Genomic DNA, 22290 nt, shown 5'->3' on the forward strand with positions numbered 1-22290 from the left:
TCGGTGGTCCCGGTCTCGTCCACGTCGTACAGCCGGGGGACCGTACGGCACGAATGGCCGACAGGACTGGGCCGAACAGGGTGCGCGTGAGGGATGTTTCAGTACGGGGCCTGCCACGTCACCGTCGTACCGGCTCCGCCCTCGCCGATGCCCGGTCCGTACGAGCTGTCGCCGCCCAGTGACTCGGCCCGCCGCGCGAGGTTCCGCAGCCCGCTGCGCCGGCCGCCCTCCGGGATGCCGACGCCGTCGTCGGCGACGGTGAGGCGGACGCCCTGCCGTCCTTCCGGCAGCCGCGCGGTCGCGTCGACCGTGACGTCGATGCGGGAAGCCCCGGAGTGGCGGAAGGCGTTGGACAGGGCCTCGCGCAGCGCGGCGATCAGGTTCTTGCAGGTGAGCTCGCCGACCGCGGTGTCGACGGGGCCGACGAAGCGGTGGCCGGGCTTGAAGCCCAGCGGCACGGCGGCCATGTTGATCTCGCGCAGGATCCGGGTGCGCAGCCCGGACGGCGGCTCCTCGGAACCCGGCTGGAGCGCGAAGACGGCCGTGCGGATCTCCTGGATGGTGACGTCGAGTTCGTCGACCGCCCGTCCGACGCCCTCCCGCACCTCGGGCAGGGCCGACCTCCGCTGTGCGCTCTCCAGCATCATCCCGGTGCTGAACAGCCGCTGGATGACGAGATCGTGCAGATCCCGGGCGATCCGGTCGCGGTCCTCGAACACCGCGAGCCGCTCCCGGTCGCGCTGGGTCTCGGCCACCATCAGCGCGAGCGCGGCCTGCGAGGCGAACTGCGCCGCCAGGACCCGTTCGGTCCCGGTGAAGGGGCGGCCGTCCTCGGCACGGGGCAGGACGAGGGCTCCCAGCAGCCGGCCGTCGCTCTGCAACGGCAGCATCATGATCGGTCCGTAGCCGCGGGCCAGGTCCGTGATCAGGCGCGGCTCGGTGGCGGCGTCCTCGACGAACACCGGCTTTCCGTCGAGGAGTTCGGCGACGACCTGGCTCTCCGGCGGGACGACCACGCCGAGCGCCTTCGACGGGTGGGCCGAGGAGACCGCGACGATCTCCAGACCACCCTCCGCGGCCGGCAGCATCACGATCCCCGCGGCCGAGCGGGCCAGCCGGCGGGCCTGTTCGGCGACCACCTGGAGTGCGTCCTCGGCGTCGTCGCCCGCCAGGAGCGCCGTGGTGACGGCCACCGAGCCGTCGATCCACCGCTCGCGCTGCTGGGCGGCCTCGTACAGCCTGGCGTTGCCGATGGCGATGCCCGCCTCCGCCGCCAGGACGCGGACCAGGTGGAGGTCGTAGTCGGTGAACGGACGGCCGTCCCGCTTCTCGGCCAGGTACAGATTGCCGAAGATCGCGCCCTGCACCCTGATCGGGACACCCAGGAAGCTCCGCATCGGCGGGTGGTGTTCGGGGAGGCCGCAGGCGCGCGCGTCGTCCGCCAGGTTCGTGAGCCGTACCGGATCCGGGTCGTGGATGAGTGCCCCGAGGAGCCCGCTCTGCCCGTCGGGGAGGCGCCCGATCCGCTGGGCGGTGTCCTCGTCCACGCCGTAGTAGACGAAGTCCGCGAGCCCCTCCTCGTCCTCCGCCGCGACTCCCAGACCCGCGTAGCGGGCGTTCGTCAGCTCGGCAGCCGTCGCGCAGATCCGGTTGAGGGTGGCGTGCAGCTCAAGGCCCGAGCCGACCGATCGCAGAGCCTCCAGCAGTTGCGGCACCCGCGCGGTCAGCTCCGTGGACAGCCCACGCAGGCCGCGGGTCGGCCCGGCCGCCGCGGCCGGGCTGCCGTCGGATGAGCGCGGGGCGGAAGCTGCCGACATGCCTTGAGCCTAATTAGTCCCCTTTGTGAGGGAAAGTCGGCTTCACGGGTGCGCGGCGGCGGTCAGGGGACCGGCTCCGAGCAGCAGATCTCCCGCCGTCTCCCGTTCCACCATGTCCCGCAGCGGTCCTTCGGCGGCGGCCAGCCGAGCGTACGGACCGCGCTGGACCACGCGTCCCTCCGCGAGCACGATCACCTCGTCCACCGCGTCGAGGCCGGCCAGCCGATGCGTGATCAGCAGCGTCGTACGTCCTTCGGTCGCGGCCAGCAGGTCCGCGGTGAGTGCGTCCGCCGTCGGCAGGTCGAGATGCTCCGCGGGCTCGTCGAGGACGAGCACGGGGAAGTCGGCGAGGAGCGCCCTCGCCAGCGCGAGCCGCTGGCGCTGGCCGCCGGACAGCCGGGCCCCGTGCTCGCCGATCAGGGTGTCGAGTCCGTCGGGCAGGCCGTCCGCCCACTCCAGGAGCCGGGCCCGGGCGAGCGCGTCACGCAGTTCTGCCTCGTCGGCGTCCTTCCTGGCCAGCAGCAGGTTCTCGCGGACGGTGCTGTCGAAGAGGTGGGCGTCCTGGGCGCAGAGCCCGACCAGCCGGCGTACGGCGTCCCCGTCCAGCGCGGCGGCGTCCGTGCCGCCCAGGGTGCAGGTCCCCGCGCTTGCGTCCAGGAAGCGCAGCAGTACCTGCGCGAGCGTAGTCTTGCCGGACCCGGAGGGGCCCACGACGGCGATGCGACGGCCCTGTTCGAGAGTCAGGTCGACGTCGACGAGCGCGTCCCGGTCCTGTCCCTCGTGGCGCGCCCGCAGCCCCCGCACCCGCAGCGGGAACGGCGAGGCGGGCGCGGGCTGCGGCCGCTCCGGTTCGCGTACGGGCTCGGGGGCGTCCAGCACCTCGTACACGCGCTCCGCGCTCTTGCGCACCCGCTGCCGGTACTGGACGGCGAGCGGCAGCCCGAGGACGGCCTCGAACGCGGCCAGCGGGGTGAGGACGACGACGGCCATCGCCACACCGCTCAGGCGCCCGGCAGCGACCGCCTGCGCACCCGCGAGGGCCGTGGCCGCGACGGTCAGCCCGCACGCGAGCGCCGTCAGCCCGTCGCCGAGCGCGGTCGCGGTGGCGCCCCGGGAGGCGAGGCGGGTGAGTACGGCGTCGGCCCTGCGCGCCTCGGCGGTACGGGCCGGAAGCGCGCCCGCGACGGTCAACTCCGCGGTTCCCGTGAGCAGATCGGCCACCTTCGTCGCCAGGACGCCCCGAGCGGGCGCGAGCCGCAGCTCGGCCCTCCGGGCGACGGCTCCCGTCACCAGGGGGACACCGACCCCTGCCGCGAGCAGCCCGAGAGCGAGGGCGGCACCGGCCTCCGGCAGCAGCCAGGCCGTGAAGCCGACGGAGGCGGCGGAGACGACGAGGGCGGCTCCGGCGGGCAGCAGCCAGCGCAGCCAGTAGTCCTGCAACGCGTCCACATCGGCGACGAGCCGCGACAGCAGATCGCCGCGCCGGGTCGTCCGCAGCCCGGCGGGCGCCAGACACTCGAGGCGCCGGTAGACGGCGACCCGTGTGTCGGCCAGCATCCGCAGCACGGCGTCGTGGGACACGAGCCGCTCCGCGTAACGGAAGACGGCCCGTCCGATGCCGAACGCCCGCGTCGCCGTCACGGCCACCATCAGATACAGCACAGGCGGTTGCTGGGACGCCCGCGAGATGAGCCAGCCGGACGTCGCCATCAGGCCGACGGCGCTTCCGAGCGCGAGGCTTCCGAGGAGCAGGGCCAGCACGAGCGGCCCGCGCCGGGGAGCGGCCATCGCGCGCACCCGTGCGAGCACACCGCCCCGCTTCGACGGGCCCGTTCCGGACGAGGCCCCCTCGGCCGCCGGTTCCACCTTGTGAAGCGGGCTCGCACGGCCTGGTTCCTCCGTGCCGGGCACCTCGACGAGCGCGCCGGCCTCTTTCGAGCGGGACGCCGGGACGCGCGGTCCGCCGTCCGTGGAGCCGGCCGTCCCGGGCTCCAGACGCACCACCCGGTCCGCCACCCCGAGCAGCGCCGGCCGGTGCACCACGAGCAGGACCGTGCGCCCCACGGCGAGCCGCCGCACGGCTTCCACGACCTCTGCCTCCGTCGCCCCGTCCAGCGCGGCCGTCGGCTCGTCGAGGAGCAGCACGGGCCGGTCGGCGAGGAACGCGCGCGCGAGGGCGAGGCGTTGGCGCTGACCGGCCGACAACCCGGCACCGTCCTCGCCCAGGAGGGTGTCGGCACCAGCGGGCAGGGCATCAACGAAGGCCGCCGCGCCCGCGTCGGCGAGCGCCTGCCGCAGCGCCGCGTCGTCCGCGTCGGGCCGGGCCAGCCGTACGTTCTCGGCGATGGAACCGGCGTACAGGTGAGGACGCTGCGGCACCCAGGCGACCTGTGAGCGCCACTCGGCCAGGTCGGCCTCGGCGAGGTCGGTTCCCCCGATCCGCACGCGCCCCTCGTCGGGCTCCACGAATCCGAGAAGGACGTTCAGCAGTGTCGACTTGCCCACGCCGCTCGGTCCGACGAGAGCCACCGTCTCACCGGGTTCGACCGTGAAGGAGGCGTCCGAGACCGCGTCCGCCGAGCGCCCGGGGTACCGCACGGTCACGTCCTGGAAGTTGATCTCCCCGACCGGAACAGGCAGCGCCCCGGAGACCGGTGCCGGTGTCTCCAGGACGGAGAAGATCTCCTCCGCCGCCGCGAGCCCCTCGGCGGCGGCGTGGTACTGAGCGCCCACCTGCCGCAGCGGCAGATACGCCTCGGGCGCCAGCACCAGAATCACCAGGCCCACGTACAGGTCCATCTCGCCGTGGACGAGCCGCATGCCGATGGTCACGGCGACCAGGGCGACCGAGATGGTGGCGAGCAGTTCCAGGGCGAACGACGACAGGAAGGCGATCCGCAGCGTCCGCATGGTCGCCTGGCGGTACTCGCCGGTGATCTTCCTGATCGACTCGGCCTGCGCCTTGGCCCGGCCGAACACCTTGAGCGTGGGCAGTCCCGCGACGACGTCCAGGAAGTGACCGGACAGGCGGGACAGCATGGTCCACTGCCGGTCCATCTGAGTTCGCGTGGCCCAGCCGATCAGCACCATGAAGAGGGGGATCAGCGGCAGCGTGCCGACGATGATCGCCGCCGAGACCCAGTCCTCGGTGACGATGCGCGCCAGCACGGCCACCGGAACCACCACCGCGAGCCCCAGCTGCGGCAGATAGCGGGAGAAGTAGTCGTCGAGCGCGTCGACCCCTCGGGTGGCGAGGGCGATCAGCGACCCCGTCCGTTGGCCGCTCAGCCACCCAGGACCGAGCTCCGCGGCCCGGTCCAGCAGCCGGCCCCGCAGCTCCGACTTGACCGCCGCGCTCGCCCGGTGGGCGGCGAGCTCGGTGAGCCAGGCCACCACCGCACGGCCGGCCGCGACCGCCACCAGCAGCACCAGGGGGGTGCGCAGTTCGGCGACCGACAGGCCGTGCTGAAAGGCTCCGACCACGACCTCGGCGATGAGCATCGCTTGGGCGATGACCAGCGCCGCTCCGACGGCACCCAGCCCCACGACCGCCATGAGGAAGAGGCGGGTGGCCCGGGCGTACCGGAGCAGACGCGGATCGATTGGTTTCACGTGAAACACACCCTTGGGCTCATCAGGCACGTTTCACGTGAAACATGCCCTGAGGTCGGATTCAGTGCGCGGCATCAGGGGCGATGTGATGCGTACCGATCCGCTTGCGGAACACCCAGTAGGTCCACGACTGGTACAGCAGGACGATCGGTGTGGCGATTCCCGCGCACCACGTCATGATCTTCAGGGTGTAGGGGCTCGACGAGGCATTGGTGACCGTCAGGCTCCAGTCGGGATTGAGCGAGGACGGCATGACGTCCGGGAAGAGTGCCAGGAAGAGCATCGCGACGGCCGCCACGATGGTGAGACCCGACAGGATGAACGCCCAGCCCTCGCGCCCGGCGTTGACCATCACCAACGCGACGAGGAGTGCGGCCACGGCGACGATCAACGCCACCAGCGACGAGGTGTCACCGCTGTCGGCCTGGGTCCAGAGCAGGAAGCCCAGCGCCACCACGGCGGTCACCACACCCAGCTTCAGTGCCAGCTTCCTCGCCCGCTCGCGGATGTCTCCGACGGTCTTGAGCCCCACGAACACCGTGCCGTGGAAGGTGAACAGCGTCAGGGTGACCAGACCGCCGAGGAGCGCGTACGGGTTCAGCAGATCCCCGAAGTTGCCCACGTACTCGAAGTGTTCGTCGATCTTCACTCCGCGCACGATGTTGCCGAAGGCCACGCCCCACAGGAACGCCGGGATCAGCGAGGTCCAGAAGATCGCCGTCTCCCAGTTGCGCTGCCACTGCTCCTCGGGCCGCTTCGCCCGGTATTCGAAGGCGACACCGCGCACGATGAGGCAGACAAGAATGATCAGCAACGGCAGATAGAAGCCGGAGAAGAGCGTGGCGTACCACTCGGGGAAGGCGGCGAAGGTCGCCCCGCCCGCCGTGAGCAGCCACACCTCGTTGCCGTCCCAGACGGGGCCGATCGTATTGATCAGCACCCGCCTCTCGGGGCGGTCCCGGGCCAGCAGCTTGGTCAGGATGCCGACTCCGAAGTCGAAGCCCTCCAGGAAGAAGTAGCCGGTCCACAGGACCGCGATGAGTACGAACCAGATGTCGTGAAGTTCCATGACTCAGCAGCTCCCTGGGCCTAGTAGGAGAAGGCCATCGGCTTGTCGGCGTCCTGGGAGTCGCCGCCGATCCTGGTGGGCGGGTTGAGGTCGGCCTCGGTGAGTTCCGGCGGCCCGGCCTTGACGTACTTCAGGAGCAGCTTGACCTCGACGACGGCGAGGATCGCGTAGAGCGCCGTGAAGACGATCATCGAGGTGAGGACCTCGCCCTGGGAGACGCCGGGGGAGACCGCGTGCCGGGTCTGCAGCACGCCGTAGACGACCCACGGCTGTCGACCCATCTCGGTGAAGATCCAGCCCCAGGAGTTGGCGATCAGCGGGAAGCCCAGCGTCAGGATCGCGATGCGCCAGTACCACTTGGTGAGGTTCGGGCCGAGCGCCTTGTTCTTGAACAGCACCAGATGCGGCACCTCGTCCTCACCCACCCTCAGGTGCTGAGGCAGCATGAACTTCTTGCGCGTGAGCCAGAGTCCGACCAGGCCGATCGCGAAGGACGCCATGCCGAAGCCGATCATCCAGCGGAACGCCCAGAAGGTGACGGGGATGATGGGGCGGTAGTCGCCCGGACCGTACTTCTCCTGCTCGGCCTTGTTGGTGTCGTTGATGCCGGGAACGTACGAGGTGAAGTCGTCGTCGGCGAGGAACGACAGTATCCCGGGGATGGACAGCTCGACGGTGTTGTGACCCTTGCTGACATCGCCGTAGGCGAAGATCGAGAACGGCGCGGCGTCCTGACCGTCCCACAGCGCCTCCGCGGCGGCCATCTTCATCGGCTGCTGCTTGAACATGACCTTGCCGAGGGTGTCACCGCTGATCGCGGTGAGCAGTCCGGCGATGACGACAGTGACCAGCCCCAGCCGCAGCGAGGTCTTCATCACGGGGATGTGCTGCTTGCGGAGCAGATGGAAGGCGGCGATGCCGACCATGAAGGCGCCACCGGTCAGGAAGGACGCGGTGAGCGTGTGGAACGCCTGGGTCAGCGCCGTGTTCTGGGTCAGCACCAGCCAGAAGTCGGTGAGTTCGGCACGGCCCCTCGCCCCGTTGATCTTGTAGCCGACGGGGTGCTGCATCCACGAGTTGGCCGCGAGGATGAAGTACGCGGACAGGATCGTGCCGATGGAGACCATCCAGATGCAGGCCAGGTGGAGCTTCTTCGGCAGCTTGTCCCAGCCGAAGATCCACAGCCCGATGAACGTGGACTCGAAGAAGAAGGCGATCAGAGCCTCGAAAGCGAGCGGGGCACCGAAGATGTCACCGACGAAGCGCGAGTAGTCGGACCAGTTCATGCCGAACTGGAACTCCTGCACGATGCCGGTGACGACACCCATCGCGATGTTGATCAGGAAAAGCTTCCCCCAGAACTTGGTGGCCCTGAGGTACTTCTCCTTCTCCGTACGTACCCAGGCCGTCTGCAGGCCGGCCGTGAGGGCAGCGAGCGAGATGGTCAGAGGGACGAACAGGAAGTGGTAGACGGTGGTGATGCCGAACTGCCAGCGCGCCAGAGTCTCCGGCGCCAGAGCCAATTCCACGTCGTCAGTCTCCTTACGTCGCCGTGGTACAGCGGCAGTTTGCCCCCTTTGTCACGTACATCACGGGAGCAACCGGGACACGTTTGTGAACGCGTTCACATTCACAAGCAATTATGACGCATGGCCGTTCGAGGGGTGAGGGTGGGGGGTCCCTAGCCGGTTCGAGGGCTTGCGGGGACCGGAGGGCTTCCCCTGAACTTCAACATAATGTTGAATCCGCGGCATGCAGATACGGATCTCCTGGCCCGCGGGAAACCTCACCGCGACCCTCGACGACACCCCGACCGCCCGGGCGCTCGCCCAGGCGCTGCCGCTCTCCTCCACCGCCCGCACCTGGGGCGAGGAGGTCTACTTCGACACCGGCGTCGCGGTCGCGCGCGAGGCGGGCGCCCGGGAGGTGGTCCCGCCGGGCACGGTCGCCTTCTGGACCGACGGCGACGCTCTCGCCCTGCCCTACGGACCCACGCCGATCTCGCGAGGCGACGAGTGCCGTCTCGCGAGCCCGTGCAATGTCCTCGGCCGCCTCGACGGCGACCCTCTCTCGTTGGCCACGGTGCGCGACGGCGACCCCGTCCGCGTGGAACCCGTGTGGAACCCGTAGACGCCGGTGATTCCGCGAGCCGCTAACCCCGCGGACCAGGGGGACGTCGACGATCCGGGCCCCGGCCGTCCACCGGTGCCCTCGCCGGCCGACGGCCCACCGCGGACCGGCAACGACCGCACCGGACAACCGCCCTGAGCGGAGCGGGCGCCGACTCCGCCGGCCTGCGCCCCCTGCGGACCTGTGACGGCTTCGCCGGCAGGCGGCGCCCGGCGGACTAGAGCGAGGCGCGGAAGCCTTCCGTCGCCTTGAGGAAGATGTCGTTCGCCTCGGTCTCGCCGATCGTGACGCGCACGCCCTCGCCGGCGAAGGGACGCACCACGACCCCGGCGCGCTCGCAGTGCGCGGCGAAGTCGAGCGTGCGCTCCCCCAGTCGCAGCCACACGAAGTTGGCCTGGGTCTCGGGAACCGTCCAGCCCTGACCGCGCAGCGTCTCGACGACCCGGTTGCGCTCGCAGACCAGGGAGCCGACCCGGCCGAGCAGCTCGTCCTCGGCACGCAGACTCGCCACCGCGGCGTCCTGGGCCAGCTGACTCACACCGAACGGCACCGCGGTCTTGCGCAGGGCCGCCGCCACCGGCTCATGGGCGATCGCGAAGCCGACGCGGAGCCCGGCCAGTCCGTACGCCTTGGAGAAGGTGCGCAGCACGCAGACGTTGGGCCGGTCCCGGTAGACGGCCACGCCGTCCGGCACCTCGACGTCGCGGACGAACTCGCGGTACGCCTCGTCCAGGACGACCAGCACGTCGCCGGGCACCCGGTCGAGGAAGCGCTCCAGCTCGGCCCGGCGCACCGAGGTGCCGGTGGGGTTGTTCGGGTTGCAGACGAAGATGAGCCGGGTGCGGTCGGTGATCGCGTCGGCCATCGCGTCCAGGTCGTGCACCTCGCCCGGCGTGAGCGGCACCTTCACCGAGGTCGCCCCGCTGATCTGCGTGATGATCGGGTACGCCTCGAAGGACCGCCAGGCGTAGATGACCTCGTCGCCGGGGCCGCTGGTGGCCTGGAGCAGCTGCTGCGCGACCCCGACCGATCCGGTGCCCGTCGCCAGGTGCGAGACGGGGACCCCGAAGCGGTCCGCCAGCTCGTTCATCAGGCCGGTGCACGCCATGTCCGGGTAGCGGTTGAACGACCCGGAGGCGGTCAGGAGGCTCTCCATCACCCCGGGCAGCGGCGGATACGGGTTCTCGTTCGAGGACAGCTTGTATGCCACCGGACCGTCGGCCGCGGCGGGCTTGCCGGGCTTGTAGGTGGGGATACCCTCCAGCTCGGCACGCAGCTTGGGGCTCGTCTCGCTCACCGCAGTCCTCCTCGCGACCACCGGCGGCTCATGACCACCACCGGCTACCAATGCTTCTCACCTTATGAGGATTCGGCGCCGCTGCGAATGGGCTGTGGACAACCGGGCGGCAACCCGCGCCGGACCGCCCGCCGCCTCCGCGCGACCTGACGGTCATCCTCGTACGAAGGTGCACGAAAAGGGGGGCGCGCCACTCGGGCACGCACGCGCCGGTGGCTCACGCCGTAGCGCGCATCCCTCGTGAAGGTGAGTTGAGACCTCTTCGAAACATGGCCCACTTGGCAGGCCCATGCGTGTCGACAAGTCACGTACTGCCATTGGATCGTTCAACTGCCTTTGTTTCCAAGGTTGTTGATCCATTTCGACCATGCAGAAACGTGCCTGTCAACGCGTGCATATGCGTCCGCACTACCCCACCGCATGAGCCCTACTATCGGCTCGCCATGACAGCAGCAGGGAAGCACCAGGTGAGCCGGGCGGAGACCTCCCGCCGAGGCGGTCGACCGGGCCGGGCGGGCATCAGAGACGTGGCTGCGGCCGCAGGGGTCTCCATCACGACTGTGTCCGACGCCCTCAACGGCAAGGGCCGGCTCCCGGACGCCACCCGACGCCATGTCCGCGAGGTCGCCGACCGGCTGGGCTATCGCCCGTCGGCCGCGGCCCGAACCCTCCGTACCGGCAAGTCGGGACTGATCGGCCTGACCGTGACGACGTACGGGGATGAACCTTTCACCTTCACCGAGTTCGCGTACTTCGCGGAGATGGCCAGAGCCGCGACGTCGGCCGCGCTGGCGCGGGGCTACGCCCTGGTGATCCTCCCCGCGACCTCGCGCCACGACGTGTGGTCGAACGTCGCCCTGGACGGGACCGTGGTCATCGACCCGTCCGACCAGGACCCGGTCGTCAGCGAACTGGTCCGCCAGGGCTTACCCGTCGTCTCCGACGGCCGCCCGGCGGGCTCACTCCCGGTCACCGCCTGGGTGGACAACGACCACGAGGCCGCGGTCCTGGGCATCCTCGACCACCTCGCCGACGCCGGCGCCCGCCGGATCGGCCTCCTCACCGGCACCACGACGGACACGTACACCCATCTCTCCACCACCGCCTACCTGCACTGGTGCGAGCGGGTGGGCCAGGATCCGGTGTACGAGGCCTACCCCGCGCACGATCCCTGTGCCGGAGCCGTCGCCGCCGACCGGCTGCTCGCCCGGCCCGACCGCCCCGACGCCGTCTACGGGCTCTTCGACCCGAACGGCACGGACCTGCTGGCCGCCGCCCGCCGGTACGGCCTGCGCGTCCCGGACGACCTGCTGCTCGTCTGCTGCAGCGAGTCCACCGTCTACGCCAACACCGAACCGCCCATCACCACGCTCTCCCTCAAACCGCGCCGCATCGGCACGGCCGTGGTCCAGCTCCTCATCGACGCCATCGAAGGGGTCGAATCGGACCATCCGGTCGAGCAGGTGATACCCACGGAACTGATCGTCCGGACGTCCTCGGAGCGCCGCTCGCCGCGCACGACGGTCAGTCCGCCACGATCACCCGAGGAGGGTTGACGTCCCGTAAACAAGGGGCGCCACCGAAAGGGCTGGGAAAGCACCGCCCAATTCGGGCGAAAACCGCGGTGAACAGGGCTCCTGCTCCGATTCACCACCCCTGGGTCATCACATGGCGCGATCCGCATTCCTATGATGGGCGGACGACACCGCGGGCCGCTGCGACCAGGCAGTCCGATCCGGTGCAGATGCGGCGCGATGGTGGTGGAGGGGTCGATGACTCAGGGGGCCGGTCAGGGACCCGAGGTGGTGCGGACGGCGACGTTGCGCGACTTCCGGGTGCCCGCGTACGTCCACGAGACCGGTCCGTACACGCCCAGCACTCCCCCCGGCGAGGCCACCGGCCCCGCCGGGGAGCCGGGCGAGTACCGGAACCCGGCCCCGGCCGAGTACCGGAACCAGCAGCAGGCCGAGCGCCGGGCCCCGGAGTCGGCGGAGTACCCGTCCACGGACCACCGGACGGACTACACCGAGGAATACACGCCGACGCAGCGGGACCTCCCCGTCATCAACCGGGGCGACACCGTCCAGGTCACCGTCGACCCGGCCGCCGTGCCCGCCCCCACGACCGCCGACGGACCCGGCCCGCTCTACGTGGTCGGCGACGTGCACGGCTTCCTCGACCAGCTCGTCGCGGCGCTCCAGGAGCGCGGTCTCGTCGACGCCTCGGGCAATTGGTCCGCGGGCAACGCCCGCCTGTGGTTCCTCGGCGACTTCACCGACCGCGGACCCGACGGCATCGGCGTGATCGACCTCGTGATGCGGCTGTCCGCCGAGGCCGCCGCGGCCGGCGGCTACTGCAAGGCCCTCATGGGAAACCACGAGCTGCTGCTCCTCGGCGCCAAGCGGTTCGCCGACACCCCGGTCAACTCCGGCGCGGGCACCGCCACCTTCCAGGCCGCCTGGCTGCTCAACGGCGGGCAGAAGACCGACATGGACCGCCTCCAGGACCACCACCTCCAGTGGATGGCCCGGCTCGACGCCATGGAACTGGTCGACGGGCACCTCCTGGTCCACTCGGACACGACCGCCTACCTCGACTACGGCGACTCCATCGAAGCGGTCAACGACACCGTCCGCGAAACCCTCACCCGCAACGACGCCGACGAGTGCTGGGACCTGTTCCGCAAGTTCACCAAGCGCTTCGCCTTCCGCGACGACGGCGGCTCCGAGGCCGTCCGGGAACTGCTGAACGCCTACGGCGGCAAGCGCATCGTCCATGGTCACAGCCCCATCCCGTACCTCCTGGGCGAGGTCGGCTCCGAGGACGGCGAGGACGGCGCGGGCCCCGTGGTCGAAGGACCCCATCTGTACGCCGACGGGCTGGCCATCGCGATGGACGGCGGAGTGACCATGGCCGGAAAGCTGCTGGTCCAGCAACTTCCCCTGGATACCTGAGCGTTCACCGGGCAGGCGTCCCCCAGGAGGACTGCGCCGAGCCAGGGGCCAATTTCTGGAAACCCCCTGTCACGGCGTGCCGTCACCGCTCTACCATCGGCTTATCCGTAGCAGGCTCCCCTCCGTTTCTGCCCGACGGCTCGTCAGCGTGCGAGCCACCAGCCCTACGGAGCATCGGGGGATGCACATGAACAGCGTTCCGCAGCACCTGCTGAGCGAGGACCGCCAGGAATACGAGCGGATCCTCGATGAGGCGCTGCGCTCCGCACCACACCGCCCGGAACTCGCCGCTGTCGGCCAGCGGCTCAACCCCGAACAACTGCGCACCATGGCACTCAACGCCACCGCGCTCATCACGGCGGCCGCGGCGACCGAGTACCAGAACTATGTGAAGGCCCGTGAGGAACTGCGCAACCCGGCGTCGTCCCACCCGGTCGTGAGCGAGGAAGTCGGCTCACCGGAGCCGGGCGCGACCGCGATGGGGCTCGCCGCCACCGTGGGGGAGGTCACCGAGACCGCCGGAGCCGGCGCCATCGCCGTCGTCGCGGTGCTCGCGCCCGTGCTCGCGGGTACGGCAGCGGCGATCTTCCTGCTCGTCGGGTACATCCTGAAGATGCTCGACCCCGAGCCGGCGTTCGCCAAGACCCTCCTGACCACGGGATGGGTCTTCGGCGCGGTCACGGCGGCCGCGATCCTGGTCGCCGCGGTCGGACTGCTGCTGACGGCACTGCGCAACAGCTCGTCCTCCCTCCCGGACGAGGCCCGCGGCGAACTGCGCGAACAAGTGGTCCGGGCCAGGGAAGCCTGGCACGACGCCCTGCTGGAGCGCGGCGTCCTGCCGTTCCTCCGGGAGGCCCTCGCCGATCCCGGCTCCGCCGCGCTGGGCCGCCAGGCCCCGACGCCGAGCCGCATCCCGCACCTCGGATACAACCGGCCGGGGTTCAGCAGCCCCGAAGGCGGGCCGTCGGCAGGGCCGCGTCCGAGTTTCTCCAGTCCCGACTTCACCAGCCCGGACTTCGGCGGACCGGAGCACCAGCCCGAGTAGGAGCCCGGTCGGCCGACGGCCGGGGGAATCCGGGCCCGCGCTCCAGCGGCGCGGGCCCGCACTCGGCCTGTCCCTGTGCCCTGCTGGCCCCGTGCGAGGGCCCCGGTCTCACGGCCGCATGACCGCACCGCCTCATGGCCTCATGGCCTCATGGCCTCATGGCCTCATGGCCTCATGGCCTCATGGCCTCATGGCCTCATGGCCTCATGGCCTCAGCCGCGGACGATACCCAGACGCCGTGCCGCGCTCATCCAGGCCGGGAACTGCGACAGCAAGCGGTCGTACAGCTCCGGGTCCGGCACGGTGCTGATGTCGTCGACGGCGAAGAAGCCGACATTGTCGACGCGTCGGTCGGGGAGTGCGTCGAACCGTTCCAGCACGCCGTAGTTCGACCGCCCCAGGCCCACGAACTGCCAGAAGATCGGCTCCTCCACCGCAGCACGCAGCTCGTTCTCGATCTCCTTGTTGCGGTAGATGCCGCCGTCGGAGAAGAACAGCACCAGCGTGGGATCGACGGCCGGGTTCTCACGGACGAACGACCGCACCTCGGCGATGACCTTCTGCTCCTCGTTCTGGATGCCGACCGCGCGCATGTCCACCTGTCCCGGCCGCAGACCCTTGCGCGGCTTCTTGCGCCGGAACAGGGTCAGCTCACCGACCCGGACGTGCAGCTCCAGCCATTCGGGCAGTTCCCCCAGCACCAGGTCCGGCAGCCGGGCCGGGTTGGAGGCGAAGGTCCACGCCTGCATCTCCCCGTCGTCGTCCAGCTGCGCGGCCACCGCGGCCATCCGCTCCACCACATCGGCCACGACGCCGCGCGAATACAGGAAGGACATCGAGCCGGAGGCGTCGAGGACCAGGACGACACGGGCCCTGACACCCTCCGCGCCGTGCTTGCGCAGGCTGACCGCCACCTGCTCCTTGCGCAGGGACAGCCGCTTGCGCATGTCCACGGGCAGGTGCTCCTCACCCTTGACCAGGCGAGGAGGGGTGGCCTGCGGCGCCGTGGGAACCGGCGGTCCCACGACCGTCGGAGCGGGCGCGGGCGCCGTGGCGGGCAGGGGCGGACGAGGCGCCGGGGGTGCGGACGGAGCGGTGGGCATCGGAGCCGGGGGTGCCGTCGGCGCGGGCGGAGCGGCAGGCACCGGCGCCCGGTGGTCCACCGGTGCGGGACCGGGGAGGGCGGGTTCCGGGGCGGCGGGCTCCTCGTCCACACTGATCCCGAAGTCGGTGGCGAGGCCCGCCAGTCCGGAGTCGTAGCCCTGTCCGACCGCGCGGAACTTCCACTGGCCGCCCCTCAGATAGAGCTCGCCCCCGATGAACGCCGTCTCCGTCGTGGCCTCCATCTCGAAACGCGCGAGCTCCTGGCCCGTCCCGGCGTCCAGCAGCCTGAGCATCAGCCCCGACAGCTGACCGAAGGTGCCGCCGTCGGCCGAGGCTCCCAGGACGACACGCTCGACGGCGGGCTCCAGGGCACGCAGGTCCACCCCGACGGTGTCCGTCGTGCCTCCGGCGTCCTGCCGCTTCCCGAGGTGATGCACGGCGCCGGAGGCGTGCTGCGGCTGGTTGTAGAAGACGAAGTCCCCGTCGTCCCTCACCCGTCCGTCCGCCCCGAGCAGGAGCGCCGAGGCATCGGCGTCCGGCGCATCAGGCCCGGCGGACCAGCCGAGCACGACCTGCACGGCCTCGGCGGCCACGGGAAGATTGGCGCCTTTGCTCATGGATGTGGCTGTCATGGGCCCAGTCTGCCAACTGAACCCGTCCCCGGGACCGCCCCATACGCACACCCGTGCCCATCGGACAGCCCGGGGCGTTCGCCCGGCTGAAGACGCGTCAGCCCACGAGCGGGAGACGGCCCTTCCCTCCTTCGGGAGGGAAGGGCCGCTCGGCGGGGTCCTTGTCGGATCAGTCCGCGATCGGCAGGTAGACCCGATTGCCGCTGGACGCGAACTCCTTCGACTTCTGGAGCATCCCCTCGGCGATCTCCTCCGGAGAAGCCCCCTCGGCCGCCGCGCCACCGAATCGCTCGGTGATGCTCTGGCTGATCTTCATCGAGCAGAACTTCGGCCCGCACATGGAGCAGAAGTGGGCCGTCTTGGCGGGCTCGGCCGGCAGGGTCTCGTCGTGGAACTCGCGTGCCGTGTCCGGGTCGAGCGCCAGGTTGAACTGGTCCTCCCACCGGAACTCGAAGCGGGCGTCGGACAGCGCGTCGTCCCACTCCTGTGCACCCGGGTGACCCTTGGCGAGGTCGGCGGCGTGAGCGGCGATCTTGTACGTGATGACGCCCGTCTTGACGTCGTCACGGTTGGGCAGGCCCAGGTGCTCCTTGGGTGTGACGTAGCAGAGCATGGCCGTGCCCCACCAGGCGATCATCGCGGCGCCGATACCGGAGGTGATGTGGTCGTACGCCGGCGCGACGTCCGTGGTCAGCGGGCCGAGCGTATAGAACGGAGCCTCATCGCAGATCTCCTGCTGAAGGTCGATGTTCTCCTTGATCTTGTGCATCGGGACATGTCCCGGGCCCTCGATCATGGTCTGAACATGGAACCGCTTGGCGATCGTGTTGAGTTCCCCGAGCGTGCGCAACTCCGCGAACTGCGCCTCGTCGTTGGCGTCCGCGATCGAGCCCGGACGAAGGCCGTCGCCCAGCGAGTACGTGACGTCGTACGCGGCGAGGATCTCGCAGAGCTCCTCGAAGTTCTCGTACAGGAACGACTCCTTGTGGTGCGCGAGGCACCACGCGGCCATGATGGAGCCGCCGCGCGAGACGATGCCGGTCTTGCGGTTCGCGGTGAGCGGCACGTACGGCAGCCGCACACCCGCGTGGACGGTCATGTAGTCCACGCCCTGTTCGGCCTGCTCGATGACCGTGTCCTTGTAGATCTCCCAGGTCAGTTCCTCGGCGCGGCCGTCGACCTTCTCCAGTGCCTGGTAGAGCGGCACGGTGCCGATGGGCACGGGGGAGTTGCGCAGCACCCACTCGCGGGTGGTGTGGATGTTGCGGCCGGTGGACAGGTCCATGACCGTGTCCGCGCCCCAGCGGGTCGCCCAGGTCATCTTCTCGACCTCCTCCTCGATGGAGGAAGTGACCGCCGAATTACCGATGTTGGCGTTGACCTTCACCAGGAACCGCTTGCCGATGATCATCGGCTCGATCTCCGGATGGTTGACGTTCGCCGGAAGCACCGCGCGCCCCGCGGCGATCTCCTCGCGTACGACCTCGGGCTCGACGTTCTCACGGACCGCCACGAACTCCATCTCGGGCGTGATCTCGCCCCGGCGGGCGTACGCGAGCTGCGTGACCGCCTGCCCGTCCCGGCCCCGGCGCGGCTGCCGCGGCCTGCCGGGGAAGACGGCGTCGAGGTTGCGCAGTCCCCCGCGCGGTGAGGTGTGCTTGATCCCGTCGTCCTCGGGGCGGACGGGGCGGCCCGCGTATTCCTCGGTGTCGCCGCGGGCGATGATCCAGTTCTCCCGCAGGGGTGCCAGGCCCCTGCGCACATCGGTGTCGACGGATGGATCGGTGTACGGGCCGGAGGTGTCGTACAGCGTGACGGACTGCCCGTTGGTGAGGTGCACCTGACGGACCGGCACCCGTACATCGGGGCGCGGACCCCCGACGTACCCCTTGTGCCAGCCGATGGACTTCCCGGCCTCGCCGTTCGAGGACGGCGAAGAAGCCCCGTCCGTCTGGCTGGAGGCAGGCGTGCGTACGTCCTTGTCGGTCATGAGACCTACTCCCTACGCCGGCATTACCCGGTAACAGGTTCGGCGGTCGACGCAGCGGCTTCCGTCTGTCGATGTTTCATGTGAAACATCGCTGAGGCGGAGGTCAGCGCCCTCTCAGCCCGGTGCTCCGAGCTCCCGCGTGTGCAAAGGTGCCTCCACGCTAGCGTCATATCTGGCGCGGTGAACAGAGGGCCTCTGCCGTTCTTGCGATGATCGGTCGGTGACCACGACGCAGCAGTCCCCGTTCCCACCGTCCGAGCCGCCCCGCGGTGCAGGCTCCGACGACGGCCACAGGCATGGCCCCGGGGGCGGCTCCGGACGCGGATCCGGCGGTGGCCGTGGACCAGGCGGCGGCCATGGCCACGGTCACGGCGGCGGGCACGGCGGCGGTCCAGGCGGTCACGGCGACAGTCCCGGCGGCGGGCACGGACACGGCCCCGGCGGAAGCCACGGCCACTCGCACAGTCACAGCCACGGCCCGGCCGCACCCGTCTCCCGCCACCTGCGCAAGGTCATCGCCGCGGTGCTGATCCCCTTCGCGGCGGCGGTCGTCGTGGGTCTCCTGGTGCTCTGGCCCGGTGGCGCTCCGTCCCACGAGCGGACCGGCGTCGGCTTCGACCGGCAGACACAGCAGGCGACGGTCACCCAGGTCGACGAGGTGGACTGCAAGTCGGTGAACGCCGCGGGGCAGGCGCCGACCGGCGACGGCTCCACCGCCCAGGGTTCGTCCACCCAGCAGCGGGCCAAGGGAGAGTGCAAGAAGGCCACGATCCAGATCGACACCGGCAAGGACAAGGGCCGCACGTTCACGGAGATCGTTCAGCCCGACCAGACACGGCAGTTGCACGAGGGGCAGAAGGTCGTCGTCGCGTACGAGCCGTCCGCGCCGAAGGACCTCCAGTACTCGGTCACCGACGTCAACCGGAAGTTCCCCCTGACGCTGCTCGCCGGGATCTTCGCGGTCGTCGTCGTGGTCGTGGGCCGGATGCGCGGCGTCATGGCACTGGTCGCACTGGCCATCAGTTTCCTGATCCTGACGTTCTTCATCCTGCCGGCGATCCTGGAGGGCTCGAACCCGCTGGTCGTGGCGGTCGTCGGCTCCAGCGCCATCATGCTGATCGCCCTCTACATGTGTCATGGCCTCTCGGCCCGCACCTCGGTGGCCGTCCTCGGCACGCTGCTCTCGCTGGTGCTGATCGGTGTGCTCGGCTCCGCCTTCATCGGATGGGCGGCGCTGACCGGCAACACCGATGACAACACCGGCCTGATCCATGGCCTGTATCCGTCCATCGACATGAGCGGTCTGCTGCTCGCGGGCGTCATCATCGGTTCGCTCGGTGTCCTCGACGACGTGACCGTCACACAGACGTCCGCGGTCTGGGAACTGCACGAGGCGAATCCGACGATGGGCTGGCGCGGCCTGTACCGCGCGGGCATCCGCATCGGCCGTGACCACATCGCGTCGGTCGTGAACACCCTCGTCCTGGCCTACGCGGGCGCCGCGCTGCCGCTGCTGCTGCTCTTCTCGATCGCGCAGAGCAGTGTGGCCACGGTGGCCAACAGCGAACTCGTCGCCGAGGAGATCGTGCGCACCCTGATCGGCTCGATCGGGCTGGTCGCCTCCGTGCCGGTGACCACCGCGCTGGCCGCCCTGGTGGTAGCCGCCGACCGCCCCGAGGCCGTGCAGAGCGCGCCTGAGCCCGCGAGGGGCCGCACGCCGGTGCGCGGGGGTGGCGGTCGCCGCCGTAAGCGCTGAGACCACCGGCCACCCGCGCCGACGGTGAGGAAGCGTTACTCCACTTGAGGATGCGGACGTTCGTCAGCCCGCGCTCTGCTCCTCCGCCAGGATGCGGTCGAGGGCTTCGTCGAGATGGGTGTCGAAGCCGGCCAGGGCACGCTCCTGCCCGAGCGGCACCAACTTGTCGGTGCGGTCGAGGAAGGCGACGAGCGGCGCGGCACCGGACCGGAACAGTGCGTGGTCGCCGCCCACCTGAAGGCGGATCAGGACCTCGCCGAGGGACTCCGGGTCGGCCGGCGCGATGCGCACATCACCGTCACCGCACGGGCGCCCCACACCGTCGATCAGCAGTTCCCGTCCGAACGCCCAGGTCACCGGCGCATCGCCAGGCAGATGGAAGGTCAGCCGCACCGCGTACGGATCACAGGTCTCGTATCGCAGTTCCACAGGAATGCGGAAAGAGAGCTCCTCCGAGACGAGGAAGCTCATCATGACCTCTGCCTGTACCGACTCGCGCATCGCCTACCCCGTCGTTTGCCGTCGCCCTGGCCAGGAATCGTCCCCCTGACACTGCTGGAATCTTGCAGAACGTGCACGACAGATCACAAGGAGTGAGTTTTCAGATACTGATAGAGATCGCGAGTGTCCCTAGCAGCCGACCGATCTCGCTCTGCAATTGGCGTGCGGCGGGTAGCAGCCGCTCGGCCTGATGGGAAGGGAGAGAAATGGCCATCGTCGCGGCCGTGCTGCCCACGGTGATGGGGATGGCGGCGCAGACCGTGCCCAGCGCGTACTCCTGCCGCTCGACGACCGGCTCCATGCGCCCCGTCCGCTCCAGGCGCCGCAGCAGGCTGTCGTTGTCACGCACCGTGTACGGGGTGATCGACTGCACCGGATAGCGGTCGAGGTGGTCGCGGCGGGCCTTGTCGTCCAGCTGGGACAGCAGGCACTGGCCGATCGCGTGGGCGTGGCCGGTCTCGCGGAAGTCGGCCCACTCCTCGACGGCCGGGGTGGCCGGGCTGTCGGCGACGCAGATGACGTCGATCTCGCCGTCCCGGTAGTTCGCGTAGTAGACGGGCACGCCGATCGCGTCGCGCCAGTGCGCCAGTGCGTCACTCATCGTGCTGCGACGTTTCTGCTGCGCTCCACTGCTGCTCAGCCGCTCGGCCGACTCTCCGAGGAAGAAGAGTCCCTTGTCCCGGCGCAGATAGCCCTCGTGGGCGAGGGTGCGCAGCAGGTGGTACGCCGTCGGCAGCGCGAGCCCGGCCTCCCGGGCCAGCTGCTTGGCGGGCGCCCCGTGCTCGCGCGACGCCACCGCCTCCAGGAGCCGCATCGCGCGCTGCACCGAGCCGATCAGGGTGGTGGAGTTCGACTCGACGGGCGGGTCCTGAGCCGGCGGGAGGTGTGCGGCGCGGGTCTCGCCGGGGGTGGTGAGGGGCTGGGTCGGCGGAACGCGTGACGCAGTGGGTCCGCCCGACCGCTGGACGGGGGGAGCAGGTGATTCTGCGGGTGCGGTGTCAACCGTGGCCAAGGGGCACTCCCGAAGCGCGAGGGGAACCGCCCGTGCGGGGGAACACGGGAGGGGGCTGTGCGCTGCCCGCGGGGGTCGGCCCCGCGTCGAGCTCCGGACTTTAACCGTCTGTCACCGCTCGCAGACGGCCTCGCGGGGAAACTTCCCTCGGGCGAGGGAACCTGGAGTTCCCTTTCCCGGCGCACCCGTTACCCCACGCTCACCCTCTCGCGTCTCACCAGTCGCTGCGGGACGACGAGCCCGCCATGAACTTCCGCACGAGGTAGATCAGTCCGCCGACCAGCGCGACGAAGATCAGCAGCTTGAAGAGCAGGCCGATGACGAATCCGACGACGCTGGCTATCAGGCCGCCGAACACGACCAGGGCGATGACCGGCACCGCGACCCACTTCACCCACCACGGCATACCGCTGAAGATCTCTCGCATCGCCCTCGTCCTTACCTCTCTTCGCCCGTCGCCCCAAGTCCGGGGCCGTGATTCCGGGTTCTCCGATGTCCTGCTTCGATGCTAGGCCCGGAGAGACGCGTACAGGGGCCTCGCATCCCTTGTCCTCCCCTGACCGTTCCCCTAGGGAACCCTGAGACGGCGGTCAGCTCTCGGGCGGAGAGAACACCACCAGGACCCTCAGATCCTCGGTGATGTGGTGGAACTTGTGGGCGACGCCCGCGGGTACGTAGACGACGCTGCCGCGCGCCACCTGCGTGGTCTCCAGCCCGACCGTGATCGAGGCCCGCCCGCTCACCACGAAATACACCTCGTCCTGCTGGTGCGGCTTCTGCGGGTCGAGCTCACCCGCGTCGAGCGCGTAGAGGCCGACCGACATGTTCCGCTCGCGCAGGAACTGCAGGTAGGCGCCTTCGTTGGCGGCGCGTTCCGCCTCCAGTTCGTCCAGCCGGAATGCCTTCATCGCTTTCGTCCGCTCTCGTACTCCACAAGCTGTGCGCACAGCCTGCTCGCCAGTCGATCTCTTCTGCCACGATCAGACACATGAAGAATTTCGTAGTCAAGACACTCGCCAACGCGGGGGCCCTGGCCGTCGCGGTGTGGCTGCTCGACAAGATCACCCTCACGGGGGACAGCACCGGCAAGAAGGTCGGCACGCTGCTGCTCGTCGCGCTGGTCTTCGGCCTGGTGAACTTCCTGGTCAAGCCCATCGTCCAGATCCTGACCTTCCCGCTCTTCATTCTCACGCTCGGCCTGATCACGCTCGTGGTCAATGCACTGATGCTGCTGCTCACCTCGTGGCTGGCCGACAAGCTCGACCTGAGCTTCCACGTCGAGGGCTTCTGGACCGCCGTCCTGGGCGGCCTGATCATTTCCGTCGTGTCCTGGGCGCTCAACGTCTTGCTGCCCGACGGCAAGGACTGAGC

At 70.0% G+C, this 22290-nt stretch carries 17 protein-coding genes; 6 read left to right on the forward strand and 11 right to left on the reverse strand.

Features of this window, described 5'->3' with window-relative positions; genetic code table 11:
* Positions 1-98 precede the first annotated feature (98 nt).
* The 4 genes from ACSYGO_RS23915 to ACSYGO_RS23930 all read right to left on the reverse strand — a co-directional run bounded on the left by ACSYGO_RS23915 (position 99) and on the right by ACSYGO_RS23930 (position 8027).
* Entirely contained in the window at positions 99-1817 is a 1719-nt protein-coding gene (locus tag ACSYGO_RS23915) for a sensor histidine kinase (RefSeq protein WP_460387568.1), read from the reverse strand.
* Positions 1818-1859: 42 nt separating this feature from the next.
* Positions 1860-5429: a thiol reductant ABC exporter subunit CydD gene (cydD, locus tag ACSYGO_RS23920; protein ID WP_460387570.1), complete on the reverse strand. Its 3570-nt coding sequence runs from the start codon at positions 5427-5429 to the stop codon at positions 1860-1862.
* Between the two features lie 61 nt (positions 5430-5490).
* A complete protein-coding gene (gene cydB, locus ACSYGO_RS23925; protein ID WP_460387572.1) occupies positions 5491-6498 on the reverse strand; it encodes a cytochrome d ubiquinol oxidase subunit II in 1008 nt (335 codons plus the stop codon).
* Positions 6499-6518: 20 nt separating this feature from the next.
* Positions 6519-8027: a cytochrome ubiquinol oxidase subunit I gene (locus ACSYGO_RS23930; RefSeq protein ID WP_460387574.1), complete on the reverse strand. Its 1509-nt coding sequence runs from the start codon at positions 8025-8027 to the stop codon at positions 6519-6521.
* A gap of 223 nt (positions 8028-8250) precedes the next feature.
* On the opposite strand from ACSYGO_RS23930, the gene ACSYGO_RS23935 reads away from it, so the two are divergent.
* Positions 8251-8628, forward strand: coding sequence for a cyclophilin-like fold protein (locus tag ACSYGO_RS23935; protein WP_426677106.1), 378 nt, complete (start codon positions 8251-8253; stop codon positions 8626-8628).
* A 217-nt stretch (positions 8629-8845) separates the two neighbouring features.
* Here the strand turns inward: ACSYGO_RS23935 and hisC are convergent, their stop codons facing one another.
* Positions 8846-9925 (reverse strand): histidinol-phosphate transaminase, encoded by a 1080-nt coding sequence (hisC, locus tag ACSYGO_RS23940; RefSeq protein WP_095935402.1) that lies wholly within the window; start codon positions 9923-9925, stop codon positions 8846-8848.
* 443 nt (positions 9926-10368) lie between these two features.
* On the opposite strand from hisC, the gene ACSYGO_RS23945 reads away from it, so the two are divergent.
* The 3 genes from ACSYGO_RS23945 (at position 10369) to ACSYGO_RS23955 (ending at position 13924) form a co-directional block, all read left to right on the forward strand.
* Positions 10369-11481 (forward strand): LacI family DNA-binding transcriptional regulator, encoded by a 1113-nt coding sequence (locus tag ACSYGO_RS23945; protein ID WP_078629357.1) that lies wholly within the window; start codon positions 10369-10371, stop codon positions 11479-11481.
* 216 nt (positions 11482-11697) lie between these two features.
* Positions 11698-12879 (forward strand): metallophosphoesterase, encoded by a 1182-nt coding sequence (locus ACSYGO_RS23950; RefSeq protein ID WP_460387576.1) that lies wholly within the window; start codon positions 11698-11700, stop codon positions 12877-12879.
* Positions 12880-13060: 181 nt separating this feature from the next.
* On the forward strand, positions 13061-13924 hold the full coding sequence (locus ACSYGO_RS23955) for a hypothetical protein (protein WP_426677104.1): 864 nt from the start codon (positions 13061-13063) through the stop codon (positions 13922-13924).
* Positions 13925-14136: 212 nt separating this feature from the next.
* On the opposite strand, the gene ACSYGO_RS23960 is transcribed toward ACSYGO_RS23955, so the two are convergent.
* Entirely contained in the window at positions 14137-15660 is a 1524-nt protein-coding gene (locus tag ACSYGO_RS23960; protein WP_460387578.1) for a VWA domain-containing protein, read from the reverse strand.
* Positions 15661-15829: 169 nt separating this feature from the next.
* Complete coding sequence (thiC, locus tag ACSYGO_RS23965) at positions 15830-17650, reverse strand: phosphomethylpyrimidine synthase ThiC (protein ID WP_095935406.1); 1821 nt, start codon at positions 17648-17650, stop codon at positions 15830-15832.
* A gap of 220 nt (positions 17651-17870) precedes the next feature.
* Here thiC and ACSYGO_RS23970 point away from each other — a divergent pair, with 220 nt between their 5' ends.
* Positions 17871-19406 carry a YibE/F family protein gene (locus tag ACSYGO_RS23970; RefSeq protein WP_460387580.1) on the forward strand — a complete coding sequence of 512 codons (1536 nt, stop codon included), beginning with the start codon at positions 17871-17873 and terminating at the stop codon, positions 19404-19406.
* Positions 19407-19469: 63 nt separating this feature from the next.
* Here ACSYGO_RS23970 and ACSYGO_RS23975 read toward each other — a convergent pair whose 3' ends face one another.
* The 4 genes from ACSYGO_RS23975 to ACSYGO_RS23990 all read right to left on the reverse strand — a co-directional run bounded on the left by ACSYGO_RS23975 (position 19470) and on the right by ACSYGO_RS23990 (position 21827).
* Positions 19470-19907, reverse strand: coding sequence for an SsgA family sporulation/cell division regulator (locus ACSYGO_RS23975; RefSeq protein ID WP_095935408.1), 438 nt, complete (start codon positions 19905-19907; stop codon positions 19470-19472).
* Between the two features lie 100 nt (positions 19908-20007).
* The gene (locus ACSYGO_RS23980) at positions 20008-20919 is read right to left on the reverse strand and encodes an IclR family transcriptional regulator (RefSeq protein ID WP_432175529.1); all 912 of its coding nucleotides are present in this window, start codon (positions 20917-20919) and stop codon (positions 20008-20010) included.
* Between the two features lie 214 nt (positions 20920-21133).
* Positions 21134-21346, reverse strand: coding sequence for a DUF5326 family protein (locus ACSYGO_RS23985; protein WP_426677100.1), 213 nt, complete (start codon positions 21344-21346; stop codon positions 21134-21136).
* 163 nt (positions 21347-21509) lie between these two features.
* Positions 21510-21827: a cupin domain-containing protein gene (locus ACSYGO_RS23990; RefSeq protein ID WP_028804066.1), complete on the reverse strand. Its 318-nt coding sequence runs from the start codon at positions 21825-21827 to the stop codon at positions 21510-21512.
* A gap of 80 nt (positions 21828-21907) precedes the next feature.
* On the opposite strand from ACSYGO_RS23990, the gene ACSYGO_RS23995 reads away from it, so the two are divergent.
* The gene (locus tag ACSYGO_RS23995; RefSeq protein ID WP_460387583.1) at positions 21908-22288 is read left to right on the forward strand and encodes a phage holin family protein; all 381 of its coding nucleotides are present in this window, start codon (positions 21908-21910) and stop codon (positions 22286-22288) included.
* Positions 22289-22290 lie beyond the last annotated feature (2 nt).

This window comes from Streptomyces krungchingensis (assembly GCF_054729265.1).

Coding starts and splice junctions, on each gene's coding strand:
- ACSYGO_RS23915 (WP_460387568.1), bottom strand. CDS start 1,817: ATGTCGGCAGCTTCCGCCCCGCGCTCATCCGACGGCAGCCCGGCCGCG.
- cydB (WP_460387572.1), bottom strand. CDS start 6,498: ATGGAACTTCACGACATCTGGTTCGTACTCATCGCGGTCCTGTGGACC.
- ACSYGO_RS23935 (WP_426677106.1), top strand. CDS start 8,251: ATGCAGATACGGATCTCCTGGCCCGCGGGAAACCTCACCGCGACCCTC.
- ACSYGO_RS23945 (WP_078629357.1), top strand. CDS start 10,369: ATGACAGCAGCAGGGAAGCACCAGGTGAGCCGGGCGGAGACCTCCCGC.
- ACSYGO_RS23950 (WP_460387576.1), top strand. CDS start 11,698: ATGACTCAGGGGGCCGGTCAGGGACCCGAGGTGGTGCGGACGGCGACG.
- ACSYGO_RS23955 (WP_426677104.1), top strand. CDS start 13,061: ATGCACATGAACAGCGTTCCGCAGCACCTGCTGAGCGAGGACCGCCAG.
- ACSYGO_RS23960 (WP_460387578.1), bottom strand. CDS start 15,660: ATGACAGCCACATCCATGAGCAAAGGCGCCAATCTTCCCGTGGCCGCC.
- thiC (WP_095935406.1), bottom strand. CDS start 17,650: ATGACCGACAAGGACGTACGCACGCCTGCCTCCAGCCAGACGGACGGG.
- ACSYGO_RS23975 (WP_095935408.1), bottom strand. CDS start 19,907: ATGCGCGAGTCGGTACAGGCAGAGGTCATGATGAGCTTCCTCGTCTCG.
- ACSYGO_RS23985 (WP_426677100.1), bottom strand. CDS start 21,346: ATGCGAGAGATCTTCAGCGGTATGCCGTGGTGGGTGAAGTGGGTCGCG.
- ACSYGO_RS23990 (WP_028804066.1), bottom strand. CDS start 21,827: ATGAAGGCATTCCGGCTGGACGAACTGGAGGCGGAACGCGCCGCCAAC.
- ACSYGO_RS23995 (WP_460387583.1), top strand. CDS start 21,908: ATGAAGAATTTCGTAGTCAAGACACTCGCCAACGCGGGGGCCCTGGCC.